At 68.1% G+C, this 16,249-nt stretch carries 15 protein-coding genes; 4 read left to right on the plus strand and 11 right to left on the minus strand.

Translation table 11 applies throughout. The features are described from left to right. Nucleotides 1-43 precede the first annotated feature (43 nt). Nucleotides 44-1,552, minus strand: coding sequence for a carboxylesterase/lipase family protein (locus tag N4S67_RS16625; RefSeq protein WP_260994121.1), 1,509 nt, complete (start codon nt 1,550-1,552; stop codon nt 44-46). A 76-nt stretch (nt 1,553-1,628) separates the two neighbouring features. On the opposite strand from N4S67_RS16625, the gene N4S67_RS16630 reads away from it, so the two are divergent. Further along, complete coding sequence (locus N4S67_RS16630) at nt 1,629-2,309, plus strand: hypothetical protein (protein WP_260994122.1); 681 nt, start codon at nt 1,629-1,631, stop codon at nt 2,307-2,309. A gap of 217 nt (nt 2,310-2,526) precedes the next feature. Here the strand turns inward: N4S67_RS16630 and N4S67_RS16635 are convergent, their stop codons facing one another. Beyond that, nucleotides 2,527-3,231, minus strand: coding sequence for a hypothetical protein (locus N4S67_RS16635; RefSeq protein WP_260994123.1), 705 nt, complete (start codon nt 3,229-3,231; stop codon nt 2,527-2,529). Between the two features lie 88 nt (nt 3,232-3,319). Between N4S67_RS16635 and N4S67_RS16640 the strand changes: the two genes are divergently transcribed. Continuing rightward, nucleotides 3,320-4,423: a methyltransferase gene (locus N4S67_RS16640; RefSeq protein ID WP_449288836.1), complete on the plus strand. Its 1,104-nt coding sequence runs from the start codon at nt 3,320-3,322 to the stop codon at nt 4,421-4,423. Nucleotides 4,424-4,432: 9 nt separating this feature from the next. Here the strand turns inward: N4S67_RS16640 and N4S67_RS16645 are convergent, their stop codons facing one another. After that, nucleotides 4,433-5,671 carry an alpha/beta fold hydrolase gene (locus N4S67_RS16645; RefSeq protein ID WP_260994124.1) on the minus strand — a complete coding sequence of 413 codons (1,239 nt, stop codon included), beginning with the start codon at nt 5,669-5,671 and terminating at the stop codon, nt 4,433-4,435. Nucleotides 5,672-5,738: 67 nt separating this feature from the next. Further along, nucleotides 5,739-6,080, minus strand: a complete 342-nt coding sequence (locus tag N4S67_RS16650; protein WP_390893399.1) for a hypothetical protein — start codon at nt 6,078-6,080, stop codon at nt 5,739-5,741. Nucleotides 6,081-6,203: 123 nt separating this feature from the next. Here N4S67_RS16650 and N4S67_RS16655 point away from each other — a divergent pair, with 123 nt between their 5' ends. Then, nucleotides 6,204-6,539, plus strand: coding sequence for an RNA polymerase-binding protein RbpA (locus N4S67_RS16655; protein ID WP_260994126.1), 336 nt, complete (start codon nt 6,204-6,206; stop codon nt 6,537-6,539). A gap of 27 nt (nt 6,540-6,566) precedes the next feature. Here N4S67_RS16655 and N4S67_RS16660 read toward each other — a convergent pair whose 3' ends face one another. The 4 genes from N4S67_RS16660 to N4S67_RS16675 are packed head-to-tail and all read right to left on the minus strand — an operon-like array spanning nt 6,567 to nt 11,095. Further along, a complete protein-coding gene (locus tag N4S67_RS16660) occupies nt 6,567-7,337 on the minus strand; it encodes a polyprenol monophosphomannose synthase (RefSeq protein ID WP_260994127.1) in 771 nt (256 codons plus the stop codon). Next, complete coding sequence (gene lnt, locus N4S67_RS16665; RefSeq protein WP_390893400.1) at nt 7,334-9,025, minus strand: apolipoprotein N-acyltransferase; 1,692 nt, start codon at nt 9,023-9,025, stop codon at nt 7,334-7,336. Before lnt ends, N4S67_RS16660 begins: the two co-directional genes overlap by 4 nt. Further along, the gene (locus tag N4S67_RS16670) at nt 9,018-10,604 is read right to left on the minus strand and encodes an amidohydrolase (RefSeq protein WP_260994128.1); all 1,587 of its coding nucleotides are present in this window, start codon (nt 10,602-10,604) and stop codon (nt 9,018-9,020) included. The genes lnt and N4S67_RS16670 overlap by 8 nt, the downstream gene beginning before the upstream one ends. Continuing rightward, the gene (locus tag N4S67_RS16675; RefSeq protein ID WP_260994129.1) at nt 10,601-11,095 is read right to left on the minus strand and encodes an FxsA family protein; all 495 of its coding nucleotides are present in this window, start codon (nt 11,093-11,095) and stop codon (nt 10,601-10,603) included. The genes N4S67_RS16670 and N4S67_RS16675 overlap by 4 nt, the downstream gene beginning before the upstream one ends. 49 nt (nt 11,096-11,144) lie before the next feature. On the opposite strand from N4S67_RS16675, the gene N4S67_RS16680 reads away from it, so the two are divergent. Continuing rightward, nucleotides 11,145-11,840 (plus strand): dienelactone hydrolase family protein, encoded by a 696-nt coding sequence (locus N4S67_RS16680; protein WP_260994130.1) that lies wholly within the window; start codon nt 11,145-11,147, stop codon nt 11,838-11,840. Here the strand turns inward: N4S67_RS16680 and N4S67_RS16685 are convergent. The 3 genes from N4S67_RS16685 to cobN are packed head-to-tail and all read right to left on the minus strand — an operon-like array spanning nt 11,837 to nt 16,214. Next, a complete protein-coding gene (locus N4S67_RS16685) occupies nt 11,837-12,223 on the minus strand; it encodes a PPOX class F420-dependent oxidoreductase (protein ID WP_260994131.1) in 387 nt (128 codons plus the stop codon). The two genes, N4S67_RS16680 and N4S67_RS16685, sit on opposite strands and share 4 nt — an antisense overlap. 1 nt (nt 12,224) lies before the next feature. Next, on the minus strand, nt 12,225-12,605 hold the full coding sequence (locus tag N4S67_RS16690; protein ID WP_260994132.1) for a PPOX class F420-dependent oxidoreductase: 381 nt from the start codon (nt 12,603-12,605) through the stop codon (nt 12,225-12,227). A gap of 9 nt (nt 12,606-12,614) precedes the next feature. After that, nucleotides 12,615-16,214 carry a cobaltochelatase subunit CobN gene (gene cobN, locus N4S67_RS16695; protein ID WP_260994133.1) on the minus strand — a complete coding sequence of 1,200 codons (3,600 nt, stop codon included), beginning with the start codon at nt 16,212-16,214 and terminating at the stop codon, nt 12,615-12,617. Between the last annotated feature and the right edge of the window lie 35 nt (nt 16,215-16,249).

The following is a 16,249-nucleotide window of genomic DNA, read 5'->3' on the forward strand; positions in this document are numbered from 1 at the left end:
CATCGCAAGTGCAGGCGCAGCCGATCACGTATTCCAAAGCGGCTCAAGGCGCGGCGAGCGAGAAGCCCTCCCAGGCCTGGCGACGGTCGGCGTGCGGGTCGTATTCGATGCGGGGCCTGCTGTCGAAGACCCGCACCGCCCTTTCGGCGCTGGTGTACGCCGGCCAGTTCTCACCGGGCACGCCGGTACGGGAGAACTCCCGCCAGCGCGACTGCACGTCGTCGCTCACCCGCAGCGCCGAGCGGCGGTCAGCGGCGGCGGTGAGCAGACGCCCGAATGTCGTGCGATAGGTGTCGAAGACGGCGAACAGTTCGGTCGCGTGCGTGGCGCCCAGACCCGACCAGCGCAACGTCCGCGGCGCGTAGTCGTAGCGGTACAGGTACGTCGGCGCGTGCCTGCTGTGCGCCTCGGCGATCTGCCACGCCGCCGACCCGAACGCGAAGTCTCCGCCGAACTGGATGCAGGCCGCCGGGTTGGGGTAACCGGGATAGGCGGCGGTAAGCCGTTCCCGTTCCTCCGGTTGCGCCGCCGACAGCAAGCGCTCGATCATCGGCTCGCTCATCGGCAGCAGCTTCAGGAACCGTCCGAAGAGCCTGGCTTCCTCGGCGTTGGTGCCGACGATCAGCGGCACGCGGTGCGCCGTGCCCTCGCGCATCGCCACGACCGGATCCAGCGGCAGGTAGTCGGTGGAGTGGGTGGGTCCCGCCGCGAACGCGCCGATCATCTCCCGCTGCCCCGCCACGAGCAGCCGGCCGAACGCCTGAACGAGTTCGTCGGGCCGGGCCGCCATCACGGCGCGCGCACCGTCGTCCTCGTCTGCACCGAGGAGGGCGGCGAACCTGGTGGCGTATTCGGAGGCGATCTCGGGTGAGCGAACCATTCCGGCGGCCGGACTCTCCGAGATGGCCTGCGCGAAGAGTCCCTCGGCCGCCGGCACTGCGAGCAGTGTGGCGACGGCATGCGCGCCGGCACTCTCACCGAAGATCGTCACCTTGGCCGGGTCCCCGCCGAAGACCTCGATGTTTTCCCGGACCCAGCGCAGCGCCATCACCAGGTCGCGTAGGTAGAGGTTGTCGTCGAAGGTGATGTCGCCGCGCGACAGCGACGACAGGTCGAGGCAGCCCAGCGCGCCGAGCCGGTAGTTCACCGAGACGTACACGCACCCTTTACGGGCCAGCGCCGCACCGTCGTAGATCGGGGTGGCCGAACTGCCCATGAAGTAGCCGCCGCCGTGGATGAAAACCATGACGGGCAGCTTCTCCTCGCGCGGCCGCTTCGGAGCGACGACGTTGAGCGTCAGACAGTCCTCGCTCATCGGCTGGTACTTGCCGGGTCCGAGCATCGTGTACATCCGCTGCTGGGGCGAGCAGTACCCGATGCCGTGGCAGTAGCGCACGCCCCGCCACGGCTCCACCGGCTCGGGAGCGCGCAGTCGCAACTTGCCCACCGGCGGGCGCGCGTAGGGAACGGCCCGCCATCGGTGGACCCCGTCGCGGGTAAAGCCTTCGATCGTGCCGGAGGCGATGGTCGCGCGGACGGTGTGTTCGTGCATCACCCGACGTTAGCGAATGTCGCCCCACGGCCGCGCCTGGCCGGTATCGGAGTGTCGGCCCGCTAGCCTGGCCCGTATGCGAATGGCTTTGGTGCTGATCGCGTCGGTGCTGGTAGCGGGGTGTTCGTCAGGGCGCGACGAGCAGGCAGAACGCATTGAACCGATACCGCCTGCACCCTCGGTGACCACCACTCCCCCCACCACGACGACCTCGGCAGAGCCCACTGCGCCGCCCGCGCCGGGGGCAGCCGTCGGAGACGTCATCGCCTGGATCGAGGCGGGTGATGCGGCCGACGCCGCCCAGTATCACGTCGCGACCCGCGACGGTGTGGCCACACAACTCGGCGAGGACGTCGCCTTCACCACCCCGGCAGGCAAGACGGACTGCATGACCGATGCCACGAACAGCCCTGGCGTGCTGGCCTGCCTGGTCGACCTGGTCGACCCGCCGCCGCGCCCCGAGGACGCGTACGGGGAGTGGAAGGGCGGTTGGGTTGATTACGACGGGGCCAACGTGGCCGTCGGTTCCGTGCACGGTGATCCCGGGCCGTTCACTGCGGGCACCGGGCCCGAACTGCCCTACGGTCAGGTGCTGGCCTTCGGCGACTACCGCTGCCGCGTCGACACGGTCGGCCTGTTCTGCGCCAACTACGCCCGCCAGACGGCGGTGCGGTACAGCGATGCGGGCATCGAACCGTTCGGTTGCCTGCAGCCCGTAGCGGCGCCGCCGCAGATCGGCGAGATGTTCAGCTGCTGACGGCCGCGGTCCAGCGACCCCTTTCCGGGCTTCGGCGACCCGCCGCCCGGCAGTTCACCCCAGGTGAGGTACGTGTCGCTGACGAGGTAGCGCGACCCGCGGGCCTCCGAGCACCGCTGCAGCGTCGCGGTCTGCTGCGCGGCCAGCGTCGGATCAGCCCCTGCAGGTGTGACCGAGCACGCCCGCAGGGGCCGTTGAGCGACAAAGGTATTCGGCGTCAGCCGAGCCGGAAGCTTCCCGTGACCAACGTCGGCGTGACGTCTCTGCCGTTGATCTTCGAACTCATGGCGCCGTTGGACAGGCGGGTGATCTGGTCGGCCTGCTGGATCAGACGCCTGTTGCGCACCTGGCTGCGGAACGCGGCATCTTCGAGCTGCTGAATTTCGGCTTGTGTGATGTCACCGACACTGCTGGCGCTGAACTGGACGCCGATCGCCGAGCCGTCCTGGCGGACCACCCACGACGCACGCACACCGTCCGATTCGGCGGTGTACATGCCGGCTTGGCCGGTAGCCGGTGCCGCGGTGAACTCGTAGGCGACGCCGTCCATGGTGAGGTCGCCGGCGACGTCTGTGCCGTTGAATTCGGCGCTCAGAGTGTCGCGGAACCTCGACTTCAGATCGATCTTGCCGTCGGCCTGGTCTCCGAAGAACCAGGCCTCGTCGTTCGTGCCGTTGCACGCGTATGCCGCGACTTTGGTTCCGTCGACCGAGATTCCGATGGTCATTGTCTTGCCGTCGGCCGCCTTCATGTCGGCGACGAATCGTGCCGACTGCGGGAACGCCGACGCGGTGGCAGTTGTGGTGCCTGGCTCGGATGAGGACGTGGCCTCGGGAGAGGATCCGCCGGAGCACGCGGACAGGGTGCCCAACGCGACCAGCGCGCTGACTCCCACGAGGAGTGTGCGGGTGAGCTTCTTCATGTGATCAGCATGGATGGCTGCGCGGCGCCGCACATGAAGATTCTCTGGAGATTACGTGGAGATCCGTCAGCAAATGATTCGAAGCCCGATGGGCCGACTTCTGCGCGGATACGCTCTGCTGGTAAGCCGCGTCTTCCTGGGGGTGATCGTGGACAGTTCAGTCACCGCACCGGCTGTTGAGCAATCAAACATTCCGACGCCGGACGCGATCATGAGGCTGGGTACGGCGTTCTGGGGCTCGAAGACCCTCCTGAGTGCAATCGAATTGCGGTTGTTCGGAGTCCTCGTCGAAGCCGGGCCGCTGGCTGCCGAGGACCTCCGCGAACGCCTTGGACTGCACGCACGTGGCGCACGGGATTTCTTCGATGCCCTCGTCGCGCTGGGCATGCTCGAGCGTCACGACGGCCTGTACTCCAACACGGCCGAGACAGGGCTGTTCCTCGACCCGGCGAAGCCCTCGTACATGGGCGGGCTCCTGGAGATGTTGAACGCACGCCTGTACGGGTTCTGGGGGTCGCTGACCGAAGCCCTGCGGACTGGGGAGCCGCAGAGTGAGATAAAGACAGGCGGCAATTTCTTCGAGACGCTTTACGCCGACCCGGGCAGGCTCGCGGAGTTCACGCGGGCAATGAGTGGGCTCAGCCGCGCCTCGGGTGATGCCATCGCCACCAAATTCCCCTGGGCGCAACACGGCAGCGTGATCGATATCGGTTGCGCGCAGGGAGGCGTGGCGGTCGCTGTCGCCGCTGCCCACCCTCACCTCACGGGTGGCGGATTCGACCTGCCGCCGGTGCAACCCATCTTCGAGGCCTACGTCCGCGAGGCCGGCCTCGCCGACCGCCTGCGCTTCACTGCCGGCGACTTCTTCACCGATCCTCTGCCGGGCGCCGACGTCCTCATCATGGGCCACATCCTGCACGACTGGGATATGGACGGGAAGCGCCTCTTGCTGGACAAGGCTTACGCGGCGCTGCCGCGAGGCGGGGCACTCATCGTGCATGAGGCGCTCATCGACGACGAGCGGCGCGAGAACGCATTCGGACTGCTGATGAGTCTCAACATGCTGATCGAAGGCCTCGGTTTCGATTTCACCGGCGCCGACTGTCGCGGCTGGATGGCCGACGCCGGTTTCACGAGCAGTTACGTCGAACCCCTGGTGGGCCCCGACGCAATGGTGGTCGGGATCAAATAGCGGACTCGCTCACACTGCGAGGAATGCGCCGAGTTCGTTCCGGAACACCTGCCAGGCCGGTTCCGCTGCTGTCAACAAGTGGTTGTTGCTCGCCAACGCGACCAGCCGCGAATCCGGAATGAGCGCCGCCAGTTCCTCACCGAACCGCATCGGAACCCGGTGGTCGTCGCTGGAATGCATGATCAACGTCGGGCAGGCGACCGAACGAGCCAAGTCGCGCACGTCGATCCGGCCGAACTCCTCGAGGAACCGCACGGCGTTCTCCGGTGACGTGGTGCGCCGTTGCAGTTGGTCGAACGCCGCCCAGTCCGAGCGAGTGCCATCTGGCAGAAACTGAGCGGCGAACACCTGCCTGAATGCCGGATCGTCACGGCCCCAGCCCACCCTGGCCAACTCGAGATCCAATGCGGCGGCGCGCTTTTCGTCTTCGTTCGCCGCTCGCACCGCGCGGCCGCGCGCGTAGGCGCCGCACAGCACCAACTTGCTGACCCGCTCGGGGTGGCGGGCCGCGTACGCCACCGCGACGGCGCCGCCCTGCGACACTCCGAGCAACGGAAAGCGTTCCAGTCCCAGCGCTTCGACGACCGATTCCAGATCTGCGACCCAATCGTCGAAAGTGAAGTCCGTTGCGTCCCAGTCGGAGAGGCCGCAGCCGCGCTCGTCGTATCGGATGAACTTGTGCGACAGGGACAGGTCGCGTACCCAGTGCTTCCACACCGGGCTTTCGATGTCGTAGCCGAGGTGGGTCATCCAGTTGGCCGCACGGACCAACGGCGGGCCGTCGCCGGCCACCGCGTAGGCCAGCCGTACTCCGTCGGCCGCGCGGCAGAACGCGATGTGCTGACGCGGTGCCGCAGGCTCGACCACCGGCTCCGGCTGCACGACGGCGGGCGCGTCTGCGATGAGCGTGCCGACGAACTGATATCCGCGACCGCGGACCGTGCGGATGTAGCGCTGGGACTCGCCGTTGTCACCGAGCGCGCGGCGGGCGGCTTTGATGCGACTGGTCAGCGCGGCTTCGCCGACGAAACGCCCACCCCAGACCGAATCGAACAACTCCTCTTTGGACACGAACCGGTGGTGGTTGCTCACCAATTGGGTCAACACGTCGAACACCTGGGGCTCGACGCGGATCACTGCATCATCACAGCGCAATTCGTAGCGCTGCGCGTCGAGGACGAAGCCGTCGAACCGCCACACACTGGTGGGGGTCATCTCAGGGGTGGACAGCGTCACGGGGGTTCCCATCAGGCGGTTCGTTGCTGGTCATCGTAACGACGAGGCTGCCCCCGCGAGGGTTCAGTGACGTTCCGATTTATCGCCAGCCGTCGGCGGCCTTGGCCGCGCGCAACAGGGCCTGGCACAGATCCCGCAGCTCGGCGCCCCCGGCCCCCTCCTCGACCGCGATCGCCACGTCTTCGGCGGCGCAACGGACCTGGTAGATGCGGTCGGAGAGCTCGGCGGCCTCGTCCGCGCTGAGCACCACCGAATCGGGAGCGAGCGACGTGCCCTTGACCACGGCCCGCTGCTCGTAGGCCCGCTGCCTGCAGGACTGCCTGCAGTACTGCCTGCGCCTGCCCAGCCCTGCGTCGGCAACCTCGCGGCCACACCAGCGGCAGGGTTGCGGACGGGTCTTCAGAGCGCTGGAACGGGTCACGGACAGACTGTAATCCGGCGTGCCTGCGAATCCCGGTATCATCGAAGGTCGAGTCGGGAACTCCGCGCGGGTTCGCTGCGTTGACCATCCGGACGAAATTGCGCTAATTGAGGAGTGTTGACGATGGCTGATCGTGTCTTGAGGGGCAGTCGACTCGGAGCCGTGAGCTACGAGACCGACCGCAACCACGACTTGGCGCCGCGTCAGGTCGCCCGCTACCGCACCGACAACGGCGAGGAATTCGACGTTCCGTTCGCCGACGACGCCGAGATCCCCCACACCTGGCTGTGCCGCAACGGTATGGAGGGCACCCTGATCGAGGGTGATGCTCCCGAGCCGAAGAAGACCAAGCCGCCGCGTACCCACTGGGACATGCTGCTGGAGCGTCGTTCGGTGGAGGAGCTCGAGGAGTTGCTCAAGGAGCGCCTCGACATCATCAAGACCCGCCGCCGGGGCTGACTCGGCGGCTCGGCGTCTACCGCCGGGTTAGCCCACCACGCCGCGGGCCCGGTCCAGGCGCCCGCGGATGCCCCACTCCGCGACCTTGAACAGGGCTTCGCGGATGTTGGACCCGCTCATCTTGGACTGACCGAACTCGCGTTCGGTGAACGTGATCGGCACCTCGATGACAACGAACCCGTTGTTGATCGACCGCCAGGTCAGGTCGATCTGGAAGCAGTACCCCTTCGAATCGACGGCCGACAGGTCGATCTTCTCGAGCACCTCGCGTCGGTATGCCCGGTATCCGGCGGTGATGTCGTGGATGTCGACGCCGAGCAGGATCCGGGAGTATCCGTTGGCGGTGCGGGACAGCACCATGCGCCTGCGCGGCCAGTTGCGGACCTGTCCCCCCGGCACATACCGCGAACCGATCACCAGATCCGCGCCGCCGTCGATGCCGTCGAGCAGGCGGTGCAGCTGCTCGGGCGGATGGCTGCCATCGGCGTCCATCTCCACCAGCACTGAGTACTCACGACCGAGTCCCCACGCGAACCCCGCGAGGTAGGCGGCACCGAGGCCGCCCTTGGAGGTGCGGTGCATGACGTGCAACCGGTCCGGGTCGGCCAGGGCGAGCTCGTCGGCAAGCACGCCGGTGCCGTCGGGGCTGCCGTCGTCGACGACCAGGATGTGCACGTCGGGCTGGGCTTCGTGCACGCGCCCGACGATCAACGGCAGATTCTCCCGCTCGTTGTAGGTGGGGATGATGACCAGCGTTCGCTGGCTTGGGCGCTCCCCCGGGCCCCGGCCCGTCGTCATGTGGCTCCTCTGTCTTTCGTGGCCGCCCGCCGGCGACGCGCGAAGTGTCCATTGTGCAATACCGCCGCCCCCAAGGACCCCAGACCGACGGCGAGGAGCAGGGCCTCGATCAGTGGCCCCCACCGTGTGGCCGGCGTGAGCTGCGTCTTCAGCCGCACCTGGGTGTCGAGGTAGGCGGCTTCGAAGAACCCGGTGCGGACCCGCTCACGGCCGTCTGGGGCGATGACCGCGCTGATTCCGGTTGTCCCCGCGACGATGGTGTAGCGGTCGTGTTCGACGGCGCGCAGCTTGGCGAAGGCGAGCTGCTGCTCGCTCATGGCCTCGGTGAACGTGGCGTTGTTGCTGGGTACGGCCAGCAGCTGGGCGCCGTTGCGCACCGATTCGCGTGAGGCGCGGTCGAAGATCACCTCCCAGCAGGTAGTGATGCCGACGGGCACGTCGGCGGCCCGCACCACCCCGCTACCGTCGCCGGGCAGGAAGTAGCCGGCGCGGTCGGCGTACGGCGAGAAGTGCCGAAAGAAGCTCCGCCACGGTAAATACTCGCCGAACGGCTGCACGATCTGCTTGTCGTGGCGGTCGGCCGGGCCGGTCCTGGGGTTCCACACGATCACCGAGTTCGTCGACACCGGGTTGTCCCTGCTGTAGCCCGGCGCCGCGACCACGCCACCGACCAGGATCGGCGCATTGATGGCCGCGGCGGTGCTCGAGATCTGCGCATTGGCGTCCGGGTTCGCCAACGGGTCGATATCCGATGAATTCTCCGGCCAGATCACCAGAAGCGGCTGCGGCGCCCTGCCGGCCCGCACGTCTTCGGCAAGGCGCAGCGTCTCGCGCACGTGGTTGTCGAGCACGGCGCGGCGCTGGGCGTTGAAGTCCAGGCCGAGGCGCGGCACGTTGCCCTGCACGACCGCCACGGTGATCGTCCGGTCTTCGCCCGCCCCGACCCCCGACTGGCGGATGTGAGGCCACGTCAGCGCGGTCGCCAGCAGCACGGCGCTGATGCACAATCCGGGCACGACCACCGCGGACGGTCCGACGCCGGCGGCCTCGCGACGCCACCGCCGCGCGACTTCGAAGGTGAGCGCGGCCGCGCTGAACCCCGTCAACACCACCGCGAAGGACAGCAGAGGCGCTCCGCCGAGGTGGGCGATCGACAGCAGGGGCCCGTCGGTCTGGCTGTATGCCACCACGCCCCAGGGGAATCCGCCGAACGGAACGGTCGATTTCAGCCATTCCAGGGCGGCCCACAGCCCCGCGAACCACAGCGGCCAGCCCGGCAGCCGACGCACGACCACCGCCAGCGCGCCGAACAGGCCGGGATACAGCGCTTCGACGAGCGACAGACCGATCCACGGCACCGCGCCGACGAAGCCGCCGACCCACGGTAGCAACGGAAGATAGAACGCGGCGCCGAAGAGGAAGCCGTAGCCGAAACCCCCTGCCACCGTTGTGGTTTCCCGGGTCAACACCCACGCGAACACTCCGAAGGCGGGGAACGCCAGATTCCACCAGCCGAACGGCGGGAAGCTGACGCACAGCAGCATGCCCGCGGCGACGGCCGCCCCGAGCTTGGGCAGCCGGTCGATCGTTCCGGCGCCGACTTTTTTCGCGCGAGCAGACAGAAACTGTCCCGAAAATCGGCGTGTCGGAGACGTTTTGCGTCTGCTCGGCCCAGCGGGCTCAGCCATAGACGACGGCGCCTCGGTGGACGGTCTGCCTGCAGCGCGGCAGCGGGCCGTCGAGCCGGGGCAGCGCGGGCACCCGCGAGCGCCGATCCGTCGACCAGCGCTGCACCGCGTCGGCGGGTGCGCTCACTTCCAGATCGTCGGCCTCCCATACGGCGTACGAGGCGGCGGCGCCGGGCACCAGGGTGCCGGTCACGCCGTCGTTCACACCGGCGGCGCGCCAGGCCCCGCGGGTGGCGGCCGCGAACGCCGCCCGGGCCGACAGCGCACTGCCCGGGGTCTGGTGACGGGTGGCCGCGCGCACGGTCGACCAGGGATTCATGCTGGTGACGGGGCTGTCGGAGCCGAAGGCGATGGGCACGCCATGGGATGCTAACAGCGCGAACGGATTCATCGCCGCGGCCCGTTCGGCGCCGAGACGCCGGGCGTACATGCCGGACGCACCGCCCCAGAGCGCGTCGAAGTTCGGTTGCATGCTGGCGAACACGCCCCACTGTCCGAGTCGGCCCGCCTGCTCCTCGGTGATCATCTCGAGGTGCTCGAGGCGGTGTCCGCAACGGGCCACCGCAGGCGCACCGAACCGCTGCACCACGGCCTCGAGCGCGTCGACCACCGCCCCGACGGCCGCGTCCCCGATCACATGAAATCCGGCCGGAATCCCCGCCTCGGTACAGGCGTGCAGGTGAGCGGAGATCGCCTCATCGTCGAGATAGGTGTTGCCGCGGCAGTCGGGTGCGTCGAGGTAGGGCTCGTGCAGCGACGCCGTGCGTGATCCGATCGCTCCGTCGACGAACAAGTCGCCAGCCAGCCCGCGCGCGCCGGTGCGCTCGATCAGCGCGCGCGCCTGCTGCGCACTTGCGACCTGCTCACCCCAGTAGCCGATGATCTCGACGCCGTGTTCGATGCGGCGGATCTCGTCCCAGTCGTCGAGACCCCCGATGGCCGGGCCCCCGCATTCACACACGGCCACGATGCCGTGCGCCGCCGCCGCGTCGAGCGCGGCCAGCCTGGCCGACCGGCGCTGCGCGGGAGTCAAGCGCTCACGAGCCGCCGCGCGAACGAGGTGGTGCGCATCGCTGGTCAACGGCTCTTGCAGGGAAAACCCTTGTGCGGCAGCAAGATCTGCAACCATATGACGTAACCCCGTCGACGCTGCCGCCGAGTGGACGTCCACGCGGCTCAGGTATACCGGCCGGGCTCCGACGACGCCGTCGACGTCGTCGGTGCTCGGCGCGACGCGCTCCGGCCAGTTCGACTCGTCCCAGCCGTGGCCCCAGATCGGACCGGCGGGGTGCGCGCGGGCGTAGTCGTCGATGAGTTGCAGGCAGTGCCGCAGCGAGGTGGCCGTCCGCAGGTCGAGGCCATCGGTCGTCAATCCCGTCGCGGTGAGATGCACATGGCTGTCGATGAAGGCGGGCGCGACGAAGGCGTTGCCGAGGTCGACGACCTCGGCGTCCGGAAACTGTTGCCGTCCGACGGAGTCGCTACCGAGCCAGGCCACCACACCGTCGCGCACCGCCATCGCAGTGGCGTCGGGCATGGCCGGGCTGTGCACACGCCCGTTGAGCAGAAGGGTGGTCACTGCTCCCTGTTGTGCTCCTCGCGTGGGCGGTCGGGTCGCTCCAAGGCCTGCGACTCGGCGCCGGAGACGTCGACGACTTCGCCGTCAATGTAGTCACCGCGTCTGGCACGCTGGGCCGCTACCCCGGCGACGGTGATCAGCGGGGCTCGGCGCGCCGCCATCGCCGTGACCACGGGCCGGGCGACCGCGCGGGTGGGCGGCAGCAGCAGCAGCGCACCCAGCACGGAGCTGGCCAAGCCGGGGATGAACACCAGGACCGTCCCGAGCGCGACCAGCACGCTGTCGGTCGCCGCGCCCTGCACGGTCGCCGCGTTCAACCCGGCCCGCAGCCGGCGAATGTGGCGTTTGATCTGCGATCCGGCCAAGGCGATGCCGACCGCGAAGACGCCGGCGACCAGGAGAAGGGTCCATCCGAGCCCGATGGTCGAGACCAGCGCCAGGATGACCGCCAGTTCGACGATCACATAGAGGACAAACAGCCGCATTGCCATGTGGGTGCAACGTCTGAAGAGGCCGTCATGGTTCCGTAGATTGACACCCGTGACGACAGTCAAGATCGATGCGCCCGGCGGTCAGATTGACGCACTGCTCAGCGTGCCTGACGGCGACGGACCCTGGCCGGGTGTGGTGGTGATCCACGATGCGATCGGTTACGCCCCCGACAGGGAGGCGACCTCGGCGCGCATCGCCGCGGCGGGTTTCGTCGCCATCAGCCCGAACCTCTATTCACGCGGTGGCCGGGTGCGCTGCATTCGTGGGATCTTCCGCGATCTGCTCGCCCAGCGTGGGCAGGCTCTGGACGACATCCTTGCCGCCCGCGACCACGTGCAGAACATGGCCGAGTGCACCGGGTCGGTCGGGATCGTCGGGTTCTGCATGGGCGGCCAGTTCGCCTTGGTCATGGCGTCCAAAGGTTTCGGCGCGTCGGCTCCGTTCTACGGCACACCGCTGCCCCGCGACCTCGCCGCCACCCTGGACGGCGCCTGCCCAATCGTGGCGAGCTTCGGCCGTAAAGACCCGATCGGCAGGGGCGCACCTCCGCGTCTGCAGTCAGTCGTCGACGAGAAGGGCATTCCGGCCGACATCAAGACCTATCCCGACGCGGGCCACAGCTTCGCGAACAAGCTGCCCGCTCAGCCACTGCTGAGGATCACCGGGTTCGGCTACAACGACGCCGCGACCGACGACGCCTACCGGCGGGTGTTCGCCTTCTTCGCCGAGCATCTGGCGAGTTAAGACGGGGCGGTCACCTCGATCGCACTGTGCACCTTGTCGATGCCACCGCGGATGATCGACTGCGGAACCCACCACCACGCATGCCACCAGTAGCGTTTGGTCACCATGTCGAAGACGCGGCGGGTTTCGGACTTCGGCAGATTGCGGGCCATGGCCTCCACCGGTTCGCCCTTCGGCTTGCCCAGCACGCCGCACTTCTGGATCGTCACCCGCGGTGTGTTGTTGATGCGCTTGGTCTTCCACGATCCGTCGTCGGTGATGATGACCAGCTTGTCACCGTCGGGGACGCCCCACACCGGCGTCGGCTTCGGCCGTCCGTCTTTGGTGAAGGTCGTGAGCAGTAGGTACTTCTCGCCGTAGACGTCTTTGAAGGTGGCGGCCATGTCACACCGCCTTGAGTTCGATGGTCACGTTGTTGTCCATACCGCCGCGCAGTTTGGAGAAGAAGTTGAACGTCTTGCCCAGTAGTCCATAGCGCTTGCCGATCGCGTCGTAGGTGGCGCCGTTGGCCGACTTGTCGAGGATCGTGGCGACCGCGTCGACGGCCTCGCCCTTCGGGTTGCCCCTGCGGTCACACGGGGCGATGGTGACCCGCGCGGTGTTGCGGATGCGCTTGACCTTCCAGGACTTCTCCTGCGTGATGGCCACCAGGCCGTCACCGTCGGCCGCCGCCCAGATCGCGGTCGGCTTGGCTCGGCCGTCCTTCGTGAACGTGGTCAACAGGATGTACTCGGACTTCGCGACGTCGGCAAAGGTGGCAGGCACGACACCAACTTAGCCTTCGAGGTCGCCCTCCGTCTCCAGCAGAACCTGGCGAAGCCCGTCGAGCGTGGCCTGCTCGGGCTGCGCCCACATGCCGCGACCTGCGGCCTCCAGCAGGCGTTCGGCCATGCCGTGCAGCGCCCACGGATTCGATTCGGCCATGAACTTGCGATTCTCGTCGTCGAGCACGTACTCCTGGCTCAGCCGCTCGTACATCCAATCGGCCATCACACCGGCGGTCGCGTCGTAGCCGAACAGATAATCGACCGTGGCGGCCATCTCGAACGCGCCCTTGTAGCCGTGCCGCCGCATCGCCGTCATCCACCGCGGGTTGACCACGCGGGCGCGGAACACCCGGGTGGTCTCCTCCGACAGCGTGCGGGTTCGCACGGCGTCGGGACGGGTGTTGTCCCCGATATAGGCGGCCGGTGACTGTCCGGTGAGCGCACGCACCGTGGCCACCATGCCGCCGTGGTACTGGAAGTAGTCGTCGGAGTCGGCGATGTCGTGCTCGCGGGTGTCGGTGTTCTTGGCTGCAACCGCAATCCGGCGGTACTGGCGGTTCATGTCGTCGGCTGCGGGCGTCCCGTCGAGGCCGCGGCCGTAGGCAAACCCGCCCCATGCGGTATATACCTGCGCGAGATCGGCATCGTCTCGCCATTTGCGGCTGTCGATCAGCTGAAGCAGGCCGGCACCGTAGGTTCCCGGCTTGGATCCGAAGATTCTTGTGGTGGAACGACGTTGGTCTCCATGCTCGGCGACGTCGGCCTGCGCGTGCGCGCGCACATAGTTGTCCTCGGCCGGCTCGTCGAGCGCCGCGACAAGTTGCACCGCATCGTCGAGCATGGTGACCACGTGCGGGAAGGCGTCGCGGAAAAAGCCGGAGATGCGCACCGTGACGTCGATGCGCGGGCGGCCGAGTTCGGCCAGAGAAATCGGCTCCAGGTTCACGACGCGTCGCGACGCGTCGTCCCACACCGGCCGGACACCCAGCAGCGCAAGCACTTCGGCGATGTCGTCGCCCGCGGTGCGCATGGCCGAGGTCCCCCATACCGAAAGACCCACCGATTGCGGCCACCGACCGTAGTCGGTGCGGTAGCGCTCCAGCAGTGAGTCCGCCATGGCGACACCGGTTTCCCACGCCAACCGTGAGGGGACCGCCTTCGGGTCGACGGAGTAGAAGTTGCGGCCCGTGGGCAAGACGTTGACCAAGCCCCGCAGCGGCGACCCCGACGGCCCGGCGGGGATGAACCGACCGTCCAACGCACGCAGGATCGCGGGCACCTCGTCAGCGGTGCCTGCCAGTCGCGGCACCACTTCGGTCGCAGCGAAATTCAGGATCGCGGCGACATCGGCGTTGTCGGTCAACGTCTCGACGACCGTGGCGTCCCACCCGGACTTCTGCAGTGTGGCAACGAGTTCGCGGGCTTGCGCCTCGGCGGCGTCGACGGCCGAGCGGTCGTCGGTCCCGTCCTCGGCGAGTCCGAGCGCCTGCCGCAGCCCGGGCACCGTTGCCTCGCCACCGAACAGCTGGCGTGCGCGCAAGATCGCCAGCACCAGGTCCAGTTCCGCTTCGCCGCTTGGCGTCTCGCCGAGCACATGCAAGCCGTCGCGGATCTGGACGTCCTTGATCTCGCACAGCCAGCCGTCCACGTGCAGCAGCATGTCGTCGAACGAATCCTCGTCGGGCCGGTCCTCCAGACCGAGATCGTGATCCATCTTCGCCGCCCGCATCAGCGTCCAGATCTGCTGGCGGATGGCGGGCAGCTTGCCTGGGTCGAGCGCCGCGATGTTGGCGTGCTCGTCGAGAAGTTGCTCCAACCGCGCGATGTCGCCGTAACTTTCGGCGCGCGCCATGGGCGGGATGAGGTGGTCGACGAGCACCGCGTGCGCGCGCCTCTTGGCTTGCGTGCCCTCGCCCGGATCATTGACCAGGAACGGATAGATCAATGGCAGATCACCCAATGCGGCGTCGGTGCCGCATGCCGCCGACATGCCGAGCGTCTTGCCCGGCAGCCATTCCAGGTTGCCGTGTTTGCCCAGGTGCACGATCGCGTCCGCACCAAAGCTGTGGTCGATCCAGCGGTAGGCAGCCAGGTAGTGGTGACTGGGCGGCAAATCCGGGTCGTGATAGATGGCCACCGGGTTCTCGCCGAATCCCCGCGGCGGCTGCACCATCAGCACGAGGTTGCCCGCCTGCATGGCGGCGATGACGATCTCGCCCTCGGGGTCGTTACTCCGGTCGACGAACACCTCGCCCGGCGGCGGGCCCCAGTGCTCGACGATCCCATCGGTGAGCTCGGTCGGCAGCGTGGCGAACCAGTCGCGGTAGTCCTTGGCGGAGACCCGGATCGGATTGCCTTGCAGCTGACCCTCGGTGAGCCAGTCGGGATCCTGACCGCCGCGCTCGATCAGCGCGTGGATCAGCGCGTCCCCATCGCCGGAGGCGATGATTCGGTCCAAGTCGCCGGAGTCCAGTCCCGCGACGTCGCCGACCTCGTAGCCGGCCCGGCGCATGGCCCGTAGCAGGGTGACGGCGCTGGCCGGGGTGTCGAGACCGACGGCGTTGCCGATGCGCGCATGCTTGGTCGGATACGCCGAGAAGATCAGGGCAACTCGCTTGTGCTCCGGCGCAACGGCCCGCAGTCGCGCGTGCCGAACCGCCAGTCCGGCCACGCGCGCGCACCGTTCCGGGTCGGCCACATAGGAGATCAGGCCCTCGTCGTCGATCTCCTTGAACGAGAACGGGACGGTGATGATCCGGCCGTCGAACTCCGGCACGGCGACCTGAGTCGCGACATCGAGCGGCGACATGCCGTCGTCGTTGTCGTGCCACTGCGATCGCGAGCTGGTCAGGCAGAGGCCCTGCAGGATCGGAATGTCCAGCGCGGCAAGGTGTGCAACGTTCCAGTTGTCGTCGTCTCCGCCCGCGGTCACGGTCGCCGGTACGGCCCCACCCGCGGCCAGCACGGTGGTCACCATCGCGTCGGCGGTGCCGAGCAGCTCGAGCAGGTCGGCGTCCGCGGTGCGCAGCGACGCGCAGAACACCGGCAGCGCACGGCCACCCGCGGCCTCGATCGCGTCGCACAATGCCTCGACGTAGGCCGTGTTGCCTGCGAGGTGCTGGGCGCGGTAATAGAGCACCGCAACGGTGGGGCCCTCGTCGTTCGTCGACGTCCGCTCGAGGTGACCCCAGGTCGGCGTCGCTGCCGGCTCGGCGAAGCCGAAACCGGTCATCAGCAGCGTGTCGGACAGGAACGCGTGCAGCTGCCGCAGGTTCGCCACCCCGCCCTGGGCCAAATAGACGTGCGCCTGCAGGGCCACCCCCGCAGGCGTCGTCGACTGGCCCATCAGTTCCGCGTCGGGCGCCTGCTCACCGCTGACGACGACGGTCGGCACACCGCTGCCCGTCACCGCGTCGATGCCCTCCTGCCACGCGCGGTAGCCGCCGAGAATCCGGACGACCGCCACGTCGGCGCCGTCGACCAGCTCCTCGAGCTCGCCGTCGACCAACCGCGACGGGTTGGCCCACCGATAGCCGGCGCCGCTCGAACGGGCCGTGATCAAGTCCGTGTCGGACGTTGATAACAGCAGGACGGTGGGTTCTGGCACTCACCATTCCTACCGCACGCCGCTGGTGGACCGAG

The sequence above is a fragment of the Mycobacterium deserti genome (genome assembly GCF_025345615.1).
Classification (GTDB): Bacteria; Actinomycetota; Actinomycetes; order Mycobacteriales; family Mycobacteriaceae; genus Mycobacterium; species Mycobacterium deserti.

Bases quoted from the DNA above. Each gene is read 5' to 3' on its own strand.
- N4S67_RS16630 (WP_260994122.1), top strand. From the start codon at position 1,629: ATGCGAATGGCTTTGGTGCTGATCGCGTCGGTGCTGGTAGCGGGGTGT.
- lnt (WP_390893400.1), bottom strand. From the start codon at position 9,025: ATGGCTGAGCCCGCTGGGCCGAGCAGACGCAAAACGTCTCCGACACGC.
- N4S67_RS16660 (WP_260994127.1), bottom strand. From the start codon at position 7,337: ATGACGACGGGCCGGGGCCCGGGGGAGCGCCCAAGCCAGCGAACGCTG.
- N4S67_RS16625 (WP_260994121.1), bottom strand. From the start codon at position 1,552: ATGCACGAACACACCGTCCGCGCGACCATCGCCTCCGGCACGATCGAA.
- N4S67_RS16640 (WP_449288836.1), top strand. From the start codon at position 3,320: ATGGGCCGACTTCTGCGCGGATACGCTCTGCTGGTAAGCCGCGTCTTC.
- N4S67_RS16685 (WP_260994131.1), bottom strand. From the start codon at position 12,223: ATGGCCGCCACCTTCAAAGACGTCTACGGCGAGAAGTACCTACTGCTC.
- N4S67_RS16645 (WP_260994124.1), bottom strand. From the start codon at position 5,671: ATGGGAACCCCCGTGACGCTGTCCACCCCTGAGATGACCCCCACCAGT.
- N4S67_RS16635 (WP_260994123.1), bottom strand. From the start codon at position 3,231: ATGAAGAAGCTCACCCGCACACTCCTCGTGGGAGTCAGCGCGCTGGTC.
- N4S67_RS16675 (WP_260994129.1), bottom strand. From the start codon at position 11,095: ATGGCAATGCGGCTGTTTGTCCTCTATGTGATCGTCGAACTGGCGGTC.
- N4S67_RS16655 (WP_260994126.1), top strand. From the start codon at position 6,204: ATGGCTGATCGTGTCTTGAGGGGCAGTCGACTCGGAGCCGTGAGCTAC.